The sequence below is a fragment of the Arthrobacter sp. zg-Y1219 genome (genome assembly GCF_030125545.1).
GTDB lineage: Bacteria > Actinomycetota > Actinomycetes > Actinomycetales > Micrococcaceae > Arthrobacter_B.
On the sequence record NZ_JASKLY010000014.1, the window covers coordinates 151931 to 170105 of the forward strand.

General features: G+C 69.4%; 12 protein-coding genes. 9 read left to right on the forward strand and 3 right to left on the reverse strand.

What is annotated here, in order from left to right; translation table 11 throughout:
* Positions 1–8: 8 nt before the first annotated feature.
* From cydB to QNO00_RS11975, 3 genes are read left to right on the forward strand one after another with little or no spacing between them, the layout of a single operon-like run.
* Complete coding sequence (gene cydB / locus QNO00_RS11965; RefSeq protein WP_284024648.1) at positions 9–1028, forward strand: cytochrome d ubiquinol oxidase subunit II; 1020 nt, start codon at positions 9–11, stop codon at positions 1026–1028.
* Positions 1025–4510 (forward strand): thiol reductant ABC exporter subunit CydD, encoded by a 3486-nt coding sequence (gene cydD / locus QNO00_RS11970; RefSeq protein ID WP_284024649.1) that lies wholly within the window; start codon positions 1025–1027, stop codon positions 4508–4510. The genes cydB and cydD overlap by 4 nt, the downstream gene beginning before the upstream one ends.
* A gap of 34 nt (positions 4511–4544) precedes the next feature.
* Positions 4545–5537: a GNAT family N-acetyltransferase gene (locus tag QNO00_RS11975; protein WP_284024650.1), complete on the forward strand. Its 993-nt coding sequence runs from the start codon at positions 4545–4547 to the stop codon at positions 5535–5537.
* Position 5538: 1 nt separating this feature from the next.
* Here the strand turns inward: QNO00_RS11975 and QNO00_RS11980 are convergent, their stop codons facing one another.
* Complete coding sequence (locus tag QNO00_RS11980) at positions 5539–6126, reverse strand: hypothetical protein (protein WP_284024651.1); 588 nt, start codon at positions 6124–6126, stop codon at positions 5539–5541.
* 8 nt (positions 6127–6134) lie between these two features.
* Positions 6135–6815 carry a metal-dependent transcriptional regulator gene (locus QNO00_RS11985; protein ID WP_284024653.1) on the reverse strand — a complete coding sequence of 227 codons (681 nt, stop codon included), beginning with the start codon at positions 6813–6815 and terminating at the stop codon, positions 6135–6137.
* A 134-nt stretch (positions 6816–6949) separates the two neighbouring features.
* On the opposite strand from QNO00_RS11985, the gene QNO00_RS11990 reads away from it, so the two are divergent.
* The 3 genes from QNO00_RS11990 to QNO00_RS12000 all read left to right on the forward strand — a co-directional run bounded on the left by QNO00_RS11990 (position 6950) and on the right by QNO00_RS12000 (position 10171).
* Positions 6950–7351, forward strand: a complete 402-nt coding sequence (locus QNO00_RS11990; protein WP_284024654.1) for a metal-sensitive transcriptional regulator — start codon at positions 6950–6952, stop codon at positions 7349–7351.
* Between the two features lie 80 nt (positions 7352–7431).
* On the forward strand, positions 7432–7653 hold the full coding sequence (locus tag QNO00_RS11995; protein ID WP_229966921.1) for a heavy-metal-associated domain-containing protein: 222 nt from the start codon (positions 7432–7434) through the stop codon (positions 7651–7653).
* 55 nt (positions 7654–7708) lie between these two features.
* The gene (locus tag QNO00_RS12000; RefSeq protein ID WP_284024655.1) at positions 7709–10171 is read left to right on the forward strand and encodes a heavy metal translocating P-type ATPase; all 2463 of its coding nucleotides are present in this window, start codon (positions 7709–7711) and stop codon (positions 10169–10171) included.
* A gap of 628 nt (positions 10172–10799) precedes the next feature.
* On the opposite strand, the gene QNO00_RS12005 is transcribed toward QNO00_RS12000, so the two are convergent.
* A complete protein-coding gene (locus QNO00_RS12005) occupies positions 10800–13325 on the reverse strand; it encodes a DNA gyrase/topoisomerase IV subunit A (protein ID WP_284024656.1) in 2526 nt (841 codons plus the stop codon).
* Between the two features lie 112 nt (positions 13326–13437).
* Here QNO00_RS12005 and QNO00_RS12010 point away from each other — a divergent pair, with 112 nt between their 5' ends.
* The 3 genes from QNO00_RS12010 (at position 13438) to QNO00_RS12020 (ending at position 18173) form a co-directional block, all read left to right on the forward strand.
* Positions 13438–16152 carry a bifunctional acetate--CoA ligase family protein/GNAT family N-acetyltransferase gene (locus QNO00_RS12010; RefSeq protein WP_284024657.1) on the forward strand — a complete coding sequence of 905 codons (2715 nt, stop codon included), beginning with the start codon at positions 13438–13440 and terminating at the stop codon, positions 16150–16152.
* Between the two features lie 101 nt (positions 16153–16253).
* Entirely contained in the window at positions 16254–16922 is a 669-nt protein-coding gene (locus QNO00_RS12015) for a DUF5998 family protein (protein ID WP_229966917.1), read from the forward strand.
* A 6-nt stretch (positions 16923–16928) separates the two neighbouring features.
* Positions 16929–18173: an alkaline phosphatase family protein gene (locus QNO00_RS12020; RefSeq protein WP_284024658.1), complete on the forward strand. Its 1245-nt coding sequence runs from the start codon at positions 16929–16931 to the stop codon at positions 18171–18173.
* The last annotated feature ends 2 nt before the right edge of the window (positions 18174–18175 follow it).

Sequence of the window (18175 nt, forward strand, 5' to 3'; positions counted from 1 at the left end):
GCACAGAAGTGATCTCGCTACCCACCCTATGGTTCATCGTCCTGGCCTTCCTGTGGACCGGATACCTCTTCCTGGAGGGATTCGACCTCGGTGTCGGCATGCTCATGAAGCTCATGGGCCGCAGCGAGAAGGACCGCCGGGTCATGCTCAACACCATCGGCCCGGTCTGGGACGGCAACGAAGTGTGGCTCATCACCGCCGGAGCCATGACCTTTGCCACCTTCCCGCTCTGGTACGCCGCGCTTTTTTCGGCGCTCTACATTCCGCTGGTCTTTGTCCTGCTCGGCCTGATTTTCCGGGCCGTGTCCATCGAATACCGCGGCAAGCACAACGATGACCGGTGGCGCAGCCGCTGGGACTGGGGCATGGCCCTGGGCTCCTTCGTCTCCGCCTTCGGCGTCGGCGCCGCCCTGGCGCTGACCACCACCGGCCTGCCGCTGAACGCGAACGGCGACCGGCTCGGCGGAGCGTTTGCCTGGTTCAACGGCTACGCGGTGCTGGGTGGCCTGGCCGTCGTGGCGTTCTGCCTGGTCCACGCCTGCGTGTTCCTGGCCCTGAAGACCCGCGGCGACATCGAGGTGCGGGCCCGCCGCGCCGTCGTGCGCTGGCTGCCGCTGGGCGTGCTGCCCATGGCGGTCTGGGCGATTGTGGTGCAGATGCAGAACGGCAAGGCCCTGACCCTGATTCCACTGGTCATTGCCGTGGTCGCCGTGGTGCTGTCCTGGACAATGGCCCGCCGCACCCGGGACGGCTGGAGCTTCATCTACATGGGCCTGTTCCTGGTGGCGGGCGTGTTCACGATCTTCGCCTCGCTCTACCCGAATGTCCTGCCCTCGACGCTGGATCCGGCCTGGAACCTGACCGTCGACAACGCCTCGTCCTCTGATTACACGCTGACCGTGATCTCCTGGGTGTCGCTCTTCGGACTGCCCCTGGTGGTGCTCTACCAGGGCTGGACCTACTGGGTGTTCCGCAAGCGCATCACGGCTGAGGCGATCCCGGCTGCCCACACGGTGAATGCCCAGTGAAACCGGTGCTTCCGGTCAGCGCCGCCAGCCGGCGGGCGCTGTATCTCCTGGGGCTGCTGGCTGCCGTCAAGGCGGCCGGCCTGGTGCTGCTCGCCACCGGCATTGCCGCGGGCGTGGCCGGGCTGGCCGCCGGCGGGCCGGACTGGCGCTGGGTGCTGGCCAACGGCGTCGCCGGCGCGGTGCTGCGCTCCCTCGCGGTCTGGGGCACCGAGACCGTGTCCCAGCGGGCCGCGGCAGGGGTCAAGGAGGAGCTGCGCGCTTCCCTCACCTCCCGCGCGCTCGACGACGGCGGGAACGTACCGGGGATGGGCAGCGGCGCGCTGAGCGTCCTGATCACCCGCGGCCTGGACGGCCTGGACAACTACTACGCCAAGTACCTGCCCGCCCTGGTGACGTGCGCCGTCGTACCGCTGCTGGTGGGGCTGCGCATTCTGTCCGCCGACTGGCTCAGCGCGCTCGTGGTGGTCCTGACCGTGCCGCTGATTCCGGTCTTCATGATCCTGATCGGCCTGCACACCGGCGACAAGACCGCAGCCGCCGTCGACGCGCTCAACCGGCTCTCCGACAACATGCTGGAGCTGGCCAAGGGCCTGCCGGTTCTGGTGGGCCTGGGCCGCGCCCGGGCCCAGACCCGCGCGCTGCGCGACGTCGCCGACCGCTACCGCGTCCGCACGCTGGAAACCCTGCGGGTGGCGTTCCTGTCCTCCCTGGCGCTGGAACTGATTGCCACCATTTCCGTGGCACTCGTGGCCGTGGTGATCGGCGTGCGCCTGGTCAACGGATCCATGTCGCTGGAACTGGGCCTGCTGGTGCTGATCCTGGCACCGGAGTGCTATCAGCCGCTGCGCGACCTCGGCACCGCCCACCATGCCAGCGAGGACGGCCTCGAAGCGCTCAACCGCACCAACGCCGTCCTGGAGGCTCCCGCCGCCGTGCCGCTGGTGCCCGAGCACGCCGCCGCGGCTGCCGCTCCCGGAGCGGGCCTGACCGTTGCCGGGCTGACCATCCGGTACGCCGGCCGGCCCCGGCCGGCCGTATGGAACCTCAGCTTCACCGTGCCCGCCGGCAGCATCGCTGCCCTGACCGGGCCCAGCGGCACCGGCAAAACCTCAGTGCTGGAGGCACTTGCCGGGCTGCGCCGCAGCGGCGGTGACACCACGCTCGAGGGCACCGTCAGCGGCGTGGACCGCGCCGGCATCGCCTGGATTCCCCAGCATCCCGTGCTGGTGGAGGACACCGCGACAGCAGAGATCGCCCTCTACTCGGGGCTCGGAACTGCGGACGAGGGACGGCGGGCAGCCGTTGAGGCCCTGGCCGCGATCGACTCCCTGCACCTGCTGGACACCCCCACCGCCGACCTCAGCCCGGGCGAGCAGCGCCGCGTCGCCGTCGCCCGTGCCCTGGCCCGGATCGCCTGCCAGCCTCAGGTGCGCCTGCTGCTCGCCGACGAGCCCACCGCGCACCTGGACGCCCGCAGCGCAGCCGCCGTGATCCGTGCCCTCGAGCGCCTGCGCGGCTCCGTGACCGTGCTGCTGGTGGCCCACGACTCCGCCGCCGCCTCCATCGCCGACCGCCGAATTCCGGTGGGCGCGGCGGACCTTCCGGACGGGCCGGCGGCTTCCCCCCTCGCGGGTGGCTCCGGTGCCGGCACTGGAGCCCGGTCAGCCACCGCCACCTCCACCGCCGACGGCGACAGTTCCGCCGGTTTCGCCGGGTCCGCCGGCTCCGCGCACGACGCCGTGCCCGCGCCTGCCCGCTGGCGGGACGAGCTGGCCGATACCGGGACCCATCCGGTGCACCAGCCGCTGTGGAAGAACCTGTTGGTCCTGCGTCCCTGGAGCCGGCAGTTCCTGCTGGCCCTGTTCCTGGGCACCGGCGCCACGCTCTTTGCCGTTGCCCTGACCTCCCTGTCCGGCTGGCTGATTGTCCGCGCCCACGAACAGCCGCCGATCCTGCTGCTGCTCACGGCGATTGTCGGGGTGCGGTTCTTCGGCATCGGGCGGTCCGTCCTGCGGTACCTAGAGCGGCTGCGCCTGCACGACGCCGTCTTCCGCGCCACCAACTCGATTCGCATCCGGCTGTGGAACGGGCTGCTGCAGCGACCCGAGGGCTGGCGCCGGCTGGCCCGCGGGGGCGGCGCCCTGGAGCGGCTGGTCGGGGACGTTGACGAACTGCGCGACATCGCACCGCGCGTCGTCTTCGCACCGCTGACCGGATTCTTCACTGCCGTGGCCGCCTGCATCGCCACCGGCCTGCTGCTGCCCGAAGCGCTGCCCGCCCAGATCGGCGTCTGCATGGTGGGCCTGATTGCCGCCCCGCTGCTGGCCCACGCCGCCGACGCCGCAGCCCGCGCCGCCACCGTACGGCTGCAGTCCCGGTCCATGGCCGCCATGGCCCGCCTGCTCTCCGCGGCTCCGGATCTGCAGGCCAACAGCAGTGCCCCAGCGGTCTTTGCCCGGCAGCAGGAGCTTGATGCCCGGGCCTCGGCCGCGGTCCGGCGCAGTGCCTGGGCGCAGGGCCTTGCCAATGCCCTCACGGCCCTGGCCTGCTCCCTCGGCGCGCTGTACATGCTCACGCTGGCCGAGTCGGCGCCCGCGACCGTGGCCGCCGTCGTCGTGCTCATGCAGTTGGCCCTGATTGAAGCCTTCATCGCCGTCAACGGATCCATCCAGCAGTTCTCTGCCTGGCGGACGCTGGGCGACAAGGTGCTGCCGGACCTGGGCACCAACGAGGTCGAGCCCCTGGACGCACTCGACGCCGAACCGGACACCTTCGCCGGCGCTGAACACCGGGAGGCGGACCTCCGGAGCGTGGATGCCGTCGAGCTGCGCGGCATCAGCTACAGCTATCCCGGCCAAACCCGTCCCGTCTTCGAGGACGTGGACCTGGATCTGTACCGCGGCAGCTGGTTGGCAGTCACCGGACCGTCCGGCAGCGGAAAGTCCACTCTGCTTGGAGTCCTGCTCGGGTTCCTGGTTCCGCAGGAAGGATCCTTCCGAATCAACGGCATCCCTGCCGCCGATCTGCCTCCGGCCGCGCGGCGGATGGCCTGGTGCCCGCAGGAGGCGCACCTGTTCGACTCCACTCTGCGCGGCAATCTGCTGCTGGCCCGCGACCGCCGGCAGGCTCCCGGCGACGCGGAAATGACTGCGGTGCTGGTCGCCGTCGGGCTGGGGCCCTTCCTGTCCGGGCTTCCGGACGGACTGGACACCCGTGTGGGCGGCGGCGGGCACTTCCTCTCCGGCGGCCAGCGCCAGCGGCTCGCCGTCGCGCGCGCCCTCCTCACGGAGGCCGACGTCGTCCTGCTGGATGAACCCACCGCTCACCTGGATGCGGAGGCGGGGGAGCAGTTGATGGCCGACCTCACCGTCGGGCTGCGCGGCAAATCAGTGGTTGTCGTGACCCACAATCCGGCCGACGCCGCGTGGTGTGACCGGACCCTGGCCCTGGGTGAACCCGTGTGTGCCGGATCACAGGCGTAGGAAGCGCCCGGGCCCGGTGTCTTAAGCTGGAAAAATGACTACCGCGCCTCCTGAAATTCCAGCTCCCACCACCGGCCTGCGCTGGCGGGCGATCACCGCAGACGACCTTGACGGCTGGCTGGAGCTGATTCGGCGCATTGCCGCGGTGGACAAGCCGGGCTACGTGGACCAGCGCGCCGACCTGGAACACACGCTGGTTTCGAGCGCCGACAACCCGGCGCGGGACACCCTGCTGGGACTGGACCGGGACGGGATTCCGCGTGCCTACGGGTACCTGGTCCGGACCGAGGGGTCGGACAAGATCCACGGTGCCGGGGGAGTGGACCCGCAGTGGCGCAGGCGCGGGATCGGCACCGCCCTGCTGCGCTGGCAGCAGCAGCGGGCCCGCGAGCGGCTGTTGGAAACCGGGCACGAGACCGGCCTGCTGCGGTTCATGGCGGAAGAGGACAACGCCTCGCACGTGGCGCTCTTCCATGCTGCCGGAGCACGGGTGGTGCGCTACTTCACCGAGATGACCCGGCCGCTGGAGAACGGGATCCCCGACGTTCCTCTGCCGCAGGCTCTGGAGTACGTCACCTTCAACGCCGGCATTTCCGAGGCCCTGCGCCAGGCGCACAACGAAGTGTTCCGGGACCATTGGGGCAGCGAGGAGCGCGACGTCGAACGCTGGCAGCACAACGTCGAACATCCGCATTTCCGGCCGGACTGGACCTTCGTGGTGATGGACACCGCGGCGGGGGAAATCGCCGGCTACAACATCGCCTCCTACGATCCCGAGGGCAGAAACCGGCACGGCTACACCGAGGGCTACACCGAACTGCTGGGCGTGCGCAGGAACTGGCGGGGACTGAGCCTCGCTCCGGCCATGCTCGGCGAGGCCATGCGCCGGTACAAGGCCTCGGGCATGGAGCGCGCCGGGCTGGGCGTCGATACTGAAAACCCCTCCGGTGCCCTGGGCCTCTACGAGCGTCTCGGCTATGTGCCGACCTACCGCGAGGTCTTTTTCGACCTGCAGCTGCTGCCGTAGGTTAGCGCGGTCCGGGTGCTTGGCCGGTCCGGAAAGCGGCAATGCCGGCGGCCCACCCCGGCGCCCTGCCGCCGTTGGGAGGATGGAGGGCGCCGGCGTCGACCCCGGCGCCCGTCAGCAGCCAGGAACACAGCGAGTTGGAATTCCACATGTCAGCGGAGCCGGACACCTCGCGTCCCCACGTGTGCGGCGGCACCGCCGCCACGCGGTCCAGCAAGGCGGACGCGGCGTCGGCCGTCAGGGTGAACTCGACCGGCTTGCCGGCTGCATGCCGGCGGTCGGGAAGGATTCCGTGCGGCCAGCAGCGGACCTCGTAGCGGAAAAACCGGGAGCGGCCCAGGAACGGCAGGCCCACGGGTCCGGTGACCACCACACCCCGCGAGGGGTCGTGCTGACCCCAGACCGGAGACATTTCGATGACGTACTCCACCTCATCCAGCACCACGATAAGGGCGCTGTGAAACAGCGGCTGCGGCGGGCGGCGGTTCACCAGGGCATGGAAAAGTTCCCAGCATCTGCTGGTGTGGACCACGACGTGGCCGCCCGCCCCGACCGGAAGCCACCACAGCTGCAACCGGGCGGAATCCATCGCGGCTGCTATGCCTCGGCGGGGGAGGGCAGCACCCAGATGGATTGGGCGGCGGGGAGCCCCAGTTCGAACTGCTCTCCGTTGGCTGCCAGCGTCAGGGTGCCGGCGTAGGCCTGGCGCTGCAGCACCCGCACCCGCACGTCCAGATGCAGTCCGAGCCCGGCAAGATAACGCAGCAGCTCCGGGTCGATGTCCGACACCCGGGCAATCGTGGCCTCCGTGCCGGCGTCGCACGCGCTCAGCCGGATTGCGGCCAGTGGCGGAAAACTGCCGTCCCGGGACGGAATGGGATCACCGTGCGGATCCCGGACGGGATAGCCCAGCCGCCGGTCCAGGGCGTTCACCATCTTGTCGGAGACCGCGTGCTCCAGGTGTTCGGCTTCGTCGTGCACCTCGTCCCAGCCGTAGTCCAGATACTCCACCAAAAACGTCTCGATCAGCCGGTGCCGGCGCACCATGGCCACCGCCTCGCGGGTTCCGGCGTCGGTCAGCGTGATGGAACCGTAGCGCGCGTGGGTCAGCAGGCCCTGAGCCGTCAGTTTCTTCACGGCCTCGGAGACCGACGACGGCGAATTGCCCACATGCGCGGACAGCGCCGACACGGTGACCGGCTCGTCGGTCCATTCCTGGGCGGTCCAAATGACCTTGAGATAGTCCTCGGATGCGGCTGAAAGCTGATTGGTACCCACCCCTCCACCCTACGTGAACCCCCAGCGGGAACCGATCCCGGCCCAGACCACAACGTCAATACCCCCAGGGGGTACTTGACGACATACCCCTTGGGGGTATATTTTGCTGGAGATCGAACAGCAAGGGAGCAGCCATGAGCGCAACAACCGAACATGCCCAGCCGGCGCGTGGCCATCAGGATGACGGCTCCGAAACGGTCTCCGCGGTTCAGGCACCCTCACCTGCGGACCCGCACCCGGGGGCGCATGGGTACGCCAGCGACAAAGAGGCGTACCTCAAGCGGCTCCGCCGCATCGAGGGGCAGGTCCGCGGCATTGCCCGGATGGTCGAGGAAGACAAATACTGCATCGACGTCCTGACCCAGGTCGCAGCGATCAATAAGGCGCTGCACGCCGTCAGCTTGGGGCTCGTCCAGGACCACATCTCGCACTGCGTGGTGGACGCGGCCCGTGAGGCCGAGGCCACCGGCAATCCGGGACTGGTGCAGGAAAAGGTCCAGGAGGCCACAGACGCCATCGGCCGGCTGCTGCGCTAGGACGCCAAGCAAAAGCCGCTCAGCACATGAAAGATCAACGGCACGTCGAACCACCAGCAGCCAGCGAACAGAGGAACACCATGGAAACCACACTGAACGTCTCCGGCATGACCTGCGGGCACTGCGCCTCATCCGTCACCGAGGAACTTACTGCCCTTGACGGCGTCGACAGCGTCAGCGTTGACCTGAATGCCGGAGGCATCTCGACCGTCGTCGTCACCTCGCACCGCGCCCTTGCACCCGAGGAGTTGGGTGAGGCCGTCGCGGAGGCCGGCTACCTCGTGGTGGAAGCTTCCGCCTAACCGCAGGGCCCGTCGTACGGCCCCGCACCGCAATTCCCCTGGAAGGACAGTTGTCATGAGTACCGAAGAACTGCTTCAGCAGCCGCAGCCTCGGGTCATCGACCTCAAGATCGAGGGCATGACCTGCGCTTCCTGTGTTGCCCGGGTGGAACGCAAACTCGGCAAGCTCGACGGCGTTGAGGCCACTGTCAACCTTCCGCTGGAATCCGCGCGAGTGACGGTGCCGGAGGGCGTGACCGATGAGCAGATCGTGCAGACCGTCGACTCGGCCGGCTACAGGGCGCGCCTGGTCCGCCCGGCGGGCGCAACACGGGTGGCCGCCGGCCCGGCGAACCATGCGGCAGATCCGCACTCCGGGCCCGGTGCGGATGCGCACGAAGCGCACGAAGGCGCCCCCGCCGGCATGCACGACGGCGGGGCCGTGGACCATATGGCCCACGGCGGAACCGCCGCCAGCCTGCGTCCGCGGCTGATCCTGGCCGCCGCGCTCACCCTTCCGGTCTTCCTCGTATCGATGGTCCCCGCCCTGCAGTTCAGCAATTGGGGCTGGGTTGCCGCGGTCCTGTCGCTGCCGGTGGTCACCTGGTCCGCCTGGCCATTCCACCGGGCCGCGGCCATCAACGCCCGGCACTTCGCCTCGACAATGGACACCCTGGTGTCCCTGGGCGTCATAGCCTCCTACCTGTTCTCCCTGGCGACCCTCCTCGCGGACCCGGCCCTCACCGCGCACGCCGGCATGGCAGGCATGACAGGCATGGACGGTCTGCCTGAGCCCGCGCATGCCAACCTCTACTTTGAAGTGGCCGCCGTGGTGGTCACGTTCCTGCTGCTGGGCCGCTACCTGGAAGCCAATGCAAAGGCCCGTGCCGGTGACGCCCTGAAGGCGCTGCTCAGCCTGGGCGCCAAGGATGCCACGGTGCTGCGCAACGGTGCCGAAGTCCGGGTTCCCGCGGACCGTTTGCAGGTCGGAGACATCATCGTGGTCCGCCCGGGTGAGAAGATCGCTGCCGACGGCGTGGTCGCGGACGGCCGCTCCGCCGTCGATGCCTCCCTGATCACCGGCGAGTCAGTGCCGGTGGACGTGGGCCCGGGGGATTCCGTTACCGGTGCCACCGTGAACACCTCCGGCCGGCTGCTGGTGCGGGCCACCCGGGTCGGCAGCGAAACCACCCTGGCCCAGATGGGACGGATGGTCAGCGAAGCGCAGTCCGGGAAGGCTCCGATTGCCCGGCTGGCCGACCGGATCAGCGCCGTTTTTGTCCCCATCGTGCTGGGCGTCGCCGTGCTGGCCTTCGTCCTGTGGCTGCTCTTTACCGGCGATGTGCAGGCGGCGTTCACCGCCGCCGTCGCGGTGCTGGTGATCGCCTGCCCGTGTGCCCTGGGCCTGGCGACTCCGGTGGGCCTGCTGACCGGTACCGGACGCGGCGCCCAGCTGGGCATCCTGATCAAGGGCCCGCAGGTGCTTGAGGACACGCGGACCGTGGACACCATCGTGCTGGACAAGACCGGAACGGTCACCGACGGCCGGCTCTCAGTGGTGCGGACCCTGGCCTTCGCAACAGCCGGTGCCGGGATCTCGGTGCCGGCGGGCCCGGATGCCGCCGCCGCCGAGCTGCTGCGGCTCGCCGGAGCCGTGGAGGCGGCGGGGGAGCACCCCATCGCCGTCGCCATCGCCGGTGCGGCGCAAAAGGCGGCCGCCTCCGTCGGCCAGTCTTCCGCTCTGACCGGCCGGCTGCCTGCGGTGACCGGGTTCGATTCCGCACCGGGCGGCGGTGTGCGGGGCACCGTGGAGGGGCACGCCGTCGTGGCCGGCCGCCCCGGCTGGCTGGAGGAGAACGGCATTTCCCTGCCCGCGGACGCTGCGACTCTGCTCCGCGCGGAGCAGGACGCCGGCTCCACGGCGATCCTGGTGGCGGTGGACGGCCGCGCCACCGGAATCATCAGCCTGCGGGACAACCTCAAGCCCGGATCGGCGGCCGCCATCGCGCGGCTGCGGGCCCTGGGCCTGCGGCCGGTGCTGCTGACCGGCGACAACGCCGTGGTGGCCGCCCGCGTGGCCGACGCCGTCGGCATTGCTCCCGAAGACGTCCTCGCCGACGTCCGTCCGGCGGGCAAGGTGGAGGCCATCAAACGGTTCCAGGCGCAGGGGGCCACCGTGGCGATGGCCGGCGACGGCGTGAACGACGCCCCGGCCCTGGCGCAGGCGGACCTGGGCATTGCGATGGGCTCGGGCACCGACGTCGCCATCGAAGCCGCGGACCTGACCGTGATGGGCAACGACCTGGGACAGGTGGCCACCGCCATCGAACTGTCCCGGCGCACGCTGCGCACGATCAAGACCAACCTGTTCTGGGCCTTCTTCTACAACGCGGTCGGCATTCCCGTGGCGGCGCTGGGCCTGCTTAATCCGATGATCGCCGGCGCCGCGATGGCCGCCAGCTCCGTGCTCGTGGTCGGGAACTCGCTGCGGCTGCGCAGCTTCGGCCGGCAGCACCTTCCCGCGAACCAGCACCGGTAGCTGTGGGAACGGCAGAGGCCGGGCAGTCCGTTGCGGGCTGCCCGGCCTCTCTCGTGCAGATAATGCACTCTCCGGGAATCCTTCGTGCAGATAATGCCCTCCCCGAGAGTCCTTCGTGCAGATAATGCATTCAAGGGCCGCATTTCGGGCATTTTGAGGCCCTGATCTGCACGAGAGATTTCCGCAGACCGCATTATCTGCACGAGAGATTGCCCGGACACACCGAGTGTGCAGATCCGGTGGGTTTGCGTTCATCCAGTGTGCAGATCTGGCGGGCAAAAGTCGCGCTGAAGTCGCCATAGCTGCACTCTCGGCGCCTCGGCAGCGTCGAAAGTACACGTCTGGTGGGATACGGGCAGCACCGGCCGTCGAGAGTGCACGTCTGGCGACTTGATCGGCGTTTTGGCCGCCACAGCTGCACTCTCGGCGCCCGGGCTGCGCGCAAACCCGCCATAGCTGCACTTTCGGTGCCCCCGGCGTGCTCAAACCCGCCATAGCTGGTGACTTGAAACCGGGAGCGTCCGGGCGACCTGGCCCAGCCCCCAGCCCCCGCCAGCCCCAGCCCCGGCCAGCCGCAGCCCCGGCGGCCGCCGGATCTCCAGCGGCCGCTCGGAGGGGGAGGGCCGGGTCAGCCGGCCGCCGGATCCTCGCCCGGCTCGACGGGTGTGTTGCTCGGCCCCACCTGGTCCACCGGGTTGGTCAGCGGAATGCCGGAGCCGTCCCGCCGCCCGTGCTCGGTGGGCAGCGCCCGGGCCACGCCGTTGGCGGCCGCGGCCTTCGCCGGACCGTGCCCGGCCCAGGCCACCACGAGCGCGTCCTCGCCCTTCAGGAACCGGTGCGCACGCACGCCGCCGGTGGCGCGCCCCTTCACCGGATACTCGGCGAATTCGGTCACCTTCACCGACCCGCCGGGCGTGCCCGGGATGGTCTCGCTGCCGGTGGAGACGGTGACGACGACGGCGGCAGGATCGTTCTGCGCCACCACACCGAAGAACAGCACCCGGTCATCGGCGCCGAGCTTAATGCCGGCCACCCCGCCGGCGGTGCGGCCCTGCGGCCGGACCTGCGCGGCGCTGAAGCGCAGCAGCTGGGCCTGCTCGGTGACAAACACCAGTTCATCGGTGTCCTGCGGCGCCACGCCCACACCCACCACCTCGTCCTTGGGCTTGAGCGTGATGGCTTCCCAATCGTCGCGGTTCAGCGGATAGTCGGGGTTGACCCGCTTCACGATGCCGTTGCGCGTGCCCAGGGCCACGATCTCGTTCAGCGGCACCAGCCCGATCAGCTTTTCGCCCTTGGCCAGGGTCATGAAGTCCTTGACCGGCACCCCGCCGGCCATGTTCGGCAGGCCCGACGTCGGCGGCAGGGCAGGCATGTCCAGCACCTGAACGCGGATCATCCGGCCCGACGACGTGAGCGCCCCGATCTCGCCGCGCGCGGTGGTCTTCACGACCGAGCGGAACACATCGTGCCGCACCCGCTGTCCCGCTTCGGTGAGCGGCTCCTGATTGGCGGTCCGGGCGAGCTGCCCCGAGGTGGTGAGGATGACCCAGCACGGATCATCGGCAATCTCCAGCGGCAGTGCGGCCTTGGCCCCCTTGCCGGTAACGGCGGGAGCAGCAGCGGCGCCCTTCAGGGGAGAGGAGGCCTCCGATTCCAGCAGCACCGTCCGGCGCGGAGTGGCGTACTTCGCGGCAACCTCGCCGAGCTCATCGGAGACCAGGGAGCGCAGCCGCGGCTCGGAGTCGAGGATCGCCTGCAGCTCCTTGATGGCCAGCAGCAGCTCGTCCTTTTCCTTCTCCAGTTCCAGGCGCGAGTACTTGGTGAGCTGGCGCAGCCGCAGCTCCAGGATGTGGTTGGCCTGGATCTCGGTCAGGTCATAGATGGCCATGAGGCGTTCGCGCGCCTGGGCCGTCTCGTCCGAGGAACGGATGATCTGGATGACCTCGTCAATGTCCACGATCGCAATGAGCAGGCCCTCGACCAGGTGCAGCCGGTCCTGCTTCTTGCGCAGCCGGTACGCCGTACGCCGGCGGACGACACCGAGCCGGTGCGCCACATAGACCTGCAGCAGTTCCACCAGGCCCAGGGTCCGGGGCTGGCCGTCCACCAGGGTGACGTTGTTGATCCCGAAGGAATCTTCCATGGGGGTGTACTTGTACAGCTGGGCCAGCACCGCGTTGGGATTGAAGCCGTTCTTCAGCTCAATGACCAGGCGCAGGCCGTGGCTGCGGTCCGTGAGGTCCACGATGTCTGAGACGCCCTGCAGCTTCTTGGACGTCACCGCGTCCTTGATTTTCTCGATGACCTTTTCCGGGCCCACCATGTACGGCAGCTCGGTGACCACCAGGCCGGTGCGGCGGGCGGTCAGCTGTTCCACCTCCACCTTGGCCCGGGTCTTGAAGGAACCGCGGCCGGAGGCATAGGCGTCGCGGATGCCGTCCAGGCCCACGATCCGCCCGCCGCTGGGCAGGTCGGGGCCGGGGATGAAGCGCATCAGCTCATCGAGCGTGGCGTCGGGGTTCGCGATCAGGTGCTGCGTGGCGGCAATGACCTCGCCGAGGTTGTGCGGGGCCATGTTGGTGGCCATGCCCACGGCGATGCCCGCGGCGCCGTTGACCAGCAGGTTGGGGAACGCGGCGGGCAGCACTTCGGGCTGCATCAGCTGGTTGTCGTAGTTGGGAACGAAGTCCACCACGTCTTCGTCCAGGTGATCCGTCAGCGTCAGTGCCGGCGCGGCGAGGCGCGCCTCCGTGTACCGCGCTGCGGCGGGGCCGTCGTCGAGCGAGCCGAAGTTGCCGTGCCCGTCGATCAGCGGCAGGCGCAGCGCCCAGCTCTGGGCCATGCGGACCATGGCGTCGTAGATGGCGGAGTCGCCGTGGGGATGGAGCTTGCCCATCACCTCGCCCACCACCCGGGCGGACTTCACATGGCCGCGGTCCGGGCGCAGGCCCATGTCCGCCATCATGTACAGGATGCGCCGCTGGACGGGCTTGAGGCCGTCCCGGGCATCGGGAAGGGCGCGCGAATAAATCACCGAGTACGCGTACTCGAGGAAGGAACCTTCCATCTCGGTGGTGACATCAATGTCGATGATGTTCTCGGCGATGATCTCGCCGGGTGCGGTTTTGGAGACGGTTTGGCGCCGGGCCATGCTGTTGTCGGGTCCTTGCATTGGTAGGGGATAACGGGTGTGCAGGATGCGGCGGCGCGGCGGCCGATGCGCCCTGCAGACAGCGGAGAAATTTTCCCACTACTCTGAGTCTATGGCGGAGCAGGGACATTACCCCGAATATTGGGAAGCTGACGTGGTGTTGCGGGACGGCGGCACCGGGCATTTGAGACCGGTGACACCGGCCGATGCGCCGGCCCTGCAGGAGTTCCACATGAAGCAGTCGCAGAGCTCGATCTATCTGCGGTTCTTCACCTACAAGGCCAAGCTCAGCAACAAGGAGCTGGCCCGGTTCACCAACGTGGACTACCGGGACCGCGTGGCGTTCGTCATCACCATCGGAGCCGAAATCATCGGGATCGGCCGCTACGACCGGCTCGACGACCCCACCGAAGCCGAAGTGGCGTTCAACATCTCGGACGGGCACCAGGGCCGCGGCCTGGGCTCGATCCTGCTGGAACACCTGGCGGCCGCGGCGCGGGAAAACGGCATCCGCCGGTTCTCCGCCGAGGTGCTCCCCGAGAACCGCAAGATGATCGGCGTCTTCGCCGACGCCGGCTACGAGGTCCGCCGGCACTTCGACGACGGCGTGATCGCGCTGGACTTCAACATCGACCCCACTGACAAGTCCCGGGCCGTCATGGAAGCGCGCGAACACCGCGCCGAGGCCCGCAGCGTCGCCGATCTGCTCTCCCCGTCCTCAGTGGCCGTCATCGGTGCCAGCCGCGAATGGGGCACCGTGGGCTACCAGCTGCTGGAACACATCATTGAGGGCGGATTCACCGGCTCCGTCTACGCCGTCAACCCGGAAGCCTTCGAACTGGCGGGCATGGTCTGCCACGCCCGGATCGCCGACGTGCCGGAACCGGTGCAGCTGGCCATCATTGCGGTGCCCTACGACCAGGTGCTCGGCGTCGCCGAGGAATGCGCCCGCGCCGGGGTCAAGGAACTTCTGGTTGCCACTGCAGGCTTCGCGAACGACGGCGAACGCGGCCTGGCCCGGCAGCGCCGCCTGGTGCGGCACGCCCGGGCCAACGGCATGCGCGTGGTCGGTCCGGCCTCGCTGGGCCTGATCAACACCCGCCCCGACGTCTCCCTGAACGCCTCCATGGCCCCGGCGATGCCGGCCAGGGGAGGGCTGGGCCTCTTCAGCCAGTCCGCGGGCATCGGGGTCCTGCTCTACGCCGCGGCACAGCGGCGCGGGCTGGGTCTGTCCTCGACCATCTCCGCCGGCAACCGCGCCGACGTCTCCGGCAACGATGCCATGCAGTACTGGGAGGACGACACCGACACCCGGGTGGTGGGCATGTACCTGGAGTCCGTGGGCAACCCGCGCAAGTTTTCCCGCATCGCCCGGCGGCTGGCCACCTCCAAACCCGTGATCGTCGCCAAATCCGACGTCACCGGGCTGCAGCTGCCTCCCGGGCACGCCGTGCGGACCACGCAGGCGCCGGCCGGGGCGCTGGACGCCATGCTGCGGCAGTCCGGAGTCATCCGCGTGAACACCAACGAACAGCTGATGGATGTCGTGCAGATCGCCGTCAGCCAGCCGCTGCCGGCCGGCCGCTCCCTGGCGGTGTTCAGCAACTCGGCAGCCCTGGGCCGGGTGGTCGCGGACGCGGCTCTCGGCCTGGACCTGGAGCTGGGCAGCCTGCAGACCGACCTCGTCCTGGACGCCGGCATGAGCGTGGCCCTGCCGCTGCTGCGTGCCACCGTCACCAAGACCCTCGCGGACGACGCCGTGCATGCCGCCGTCGTAACCCTGCTGCCCTCGCCGGGGCTGACGACGGAGAAGATCGCGCAGTGCCTGCAGGAGTGTGCCGCTGAAACCGGCAAGCCGGTCGTTGCCGCTTTCACTGGGATCATGGACCCGGGCGCCCACGTGGAGGGCATCCTGACTTCCGGCAGCTCCGGCAGCTCCGGCAGCACCGGGGAGGACGGGCGCCAGCCCGGCCTGCCCTGTTTCTCCAGCCCGGGTGCCGCCGTCGCTGCGCTCGCCTCCCTGGTCCGGTACACCGAATGGTCCGCCCGCGACCACGGTCACTTCATCGAGCCGGCCGGCGCCGATCCCGACGGCGCCCGCGCCTTCATCGACACGCTCCTGACCCGGGTGGCGGGGGACGGGCTGACGCGGCTGACCGCCGACGAAACCACCCGGCTGCTGCGCTTCTACGGGGTGGAACTGCTGCCGTCACTGCCCTTCACCAGCGGGGCGGAGGCGGTGGCGGCCGCCGACACGCTCGGCTGGCCGGTGGTCATCAAGACGATGGACGAGCACCTGCGGCACCGGCTGGACCTGGGCGGCGTGCGGCTGAACATTTCCACGCCGGAGGACCTGCTCACCAACATCGCGCAGATGAAGCAGGCGCTGGAGCCCTACGGCAGCTTTGAACTCGAGGTGCAGTCCATGGCGCCGTCCGGGCAGGGCTGCATGGTCCGCGCGATTGAGGATCCGCTGCTGGGGCCGGTGCTGTCCTTCGGCCTGGCCGGGGATGCGGTGAACCTGCTGGACGACTGGGCGCACGGCATTCCGCCGCTGACGGACACCGACGTCGCGGACCTGGTGCGCGCACCCCGGGCCTCCGGAAAGCTGTTCGGCTATCAGGGGTTGCCCAAGGCCCATGTGGCTGCGCTGGAAGACCTGATCTCGCGGCTGGCCCTGCTCAAGGACGAGCATCCCGAGATTGCGCTGCTGGAAATCAACCCCGTGCTGGTGTCCACCACGGGTGTGACGGTCCTCAGCGCCGACGTCCGGCTCGGCAATCCGCAGCAGCGGACGGACAGCGCACGACGGGCGATGAGGGACTAGCCACACGGGAGGCAGGGCGGAACCGGGAGATGCCGGACTAACTCGGATTGCTCCCGCGCGCCATTTAGGTACTGGGGCGCTCTCTGGGGGAAACTGGAAGCATGTCGCCGTTACTTTCCGCTGAACGCCGCAGCCTTGACGCTTCCATGGAGCGGGCAGGCTTTTACCCCACCCTTTTGGCCGACGTGGTCCACGATGCCCTGGACGGCCGTGAACCGCTCTCCCACATCATCCATCTGGAAACCCACTTCGAGCGCACCGAGGTGCACCGCCACATCACGGTGCTGGTGCTGACCGAGGACATGCTGGTGATCACCCATGTTGACGACCAGCAGCTGGACGACGCCGGTGAGCAGATGATGGCGCAGGTCTCCACCGAATCGGTGCCGGTCACCCAGATCCGCTCAGTGGTCCTGGGCTACATGTATGCCCAGCCGCAGGACTACAAGCCCTCGGACCAGGCGCGCGAGCTCACCCTGGCCATTGCCTGGTCCGGCGGCCAGCGCCTGGACATGGGACCGGCCGGCTGCGCCGATCCTCAGTGCGACGCCGACCACGGCTACACCGGCACCATCGCCCAGGAGGACATCGTGCTCCGGGTCAGTGCCGAGGCCGACGGCGCGCAGGCAGTGCAGAACGCCAAGGATTTCGCCCGCGCCCTGCGCAAGGTCAACACTGACACCGTCAATCTGCGGCCGGCGGAGCCCGGGGACTCCCGGCGCGTACCCGGCATCGGCAGCCGGTTCAACCGCACCCACCACCAGCGGTAAGGGCCCATGAACTTGCCCTCCGGAACAGGTCCCGGCGCCGTTGCCCCGTCCGGCACGGCCCCCGGCGAACCGCTGCCTCCCGCCCCGGGCTACGGCCGCAGCAGTGTTGCCGAGGTGCTGACCAGCTCGGCCGCCGTCCTCGGCGTCCCCGGCTTTGCCAACACCCTGAACCTGCCGGCCGCCAAGCGGGTCTGCGTGGTCATGGTGGACGGCTTGGGCTGGTCCCTGCTGAAGCAGCGCGGCGGCCACGCGCCGTTCCTGCGCAGCTTCCTGCCCGCCGGCCGCGTCCTTACTGCGGCTTTCCCCACCACCACGGCGGCCTCGCTCGCCTCGCTGGGCACCGGCCTGCCGCCCGGAGAACACGGCATGGTGGGCTACGACGTGCTGGATCCGGAGCAGGACAAGGTTGTCAATATGCTCGGGAACTGGGACTCCGGCGTTGATCCCCAGCGCTGGCAGCCGCATCCCACCGTTCTGGAACGGGTGGCGGAACACCTTCCGGTGGCCTCGGTCAGCCTGCCGCGGTTCGCCGATTCGGCGATGACCCGGGCCGCCCTGCGCGGCGGCACCTTCATCGGCGCCACCGGTGTCCATGCCCGGGTGGCAGCCGCTGCCGAAGCCCTGGCCGCATCCCCGCGCATGCTGATGTACCTGTACTGGAACGAATTGGACAAGGCCGGCCACAAGCACGGTGCCCAGTCCGCGCAGTGGGGCTTCCAGCTCGAGGAGCTGGACAGCGCCCTGAAGCTGCTGGCCGCCCGGCTGCCGGCCGACACGCTGCTGCTGCTGACGGCGGACCACGGCATGGTCGACATTGCTCCGGAGCACCGGTACGACTTTTCGGAAGACCCGGCGCTGATCGCCGGGGTGCGGCACACCGCGGGGGAGCCGCGGATGGTGCACCTGTACCTGGAATCCGACGCCGGCGCCCGGGAGCGGGAAACCCTGATGGCCGCCTGGCGCGCCGCCTACGGCAGCAAAATCTGGATCGCCACCCGGGAGGAAGCCGTCGCCGCCGGCTGGTTCGGGCCGGTCGTGAACGAGTCGGTGCTGCCGCGCATTGGCGACGTCCTTGTCCTGGCGCGCGAACCGATCGCCCTGTACGACCTTCGGCGCATGAAGGCCTCCTCCCTGGAAGTGGTGGGCCAGCACGGCTCCCTCACCCGGGCGGAGCGGGAAGTGCCGTTGCTGCAGCTGGCGGTGCCTGCTGCCCGGCGCAGTGCCGGAGCCCAGGGCCGGGGAAAGAAGTAACC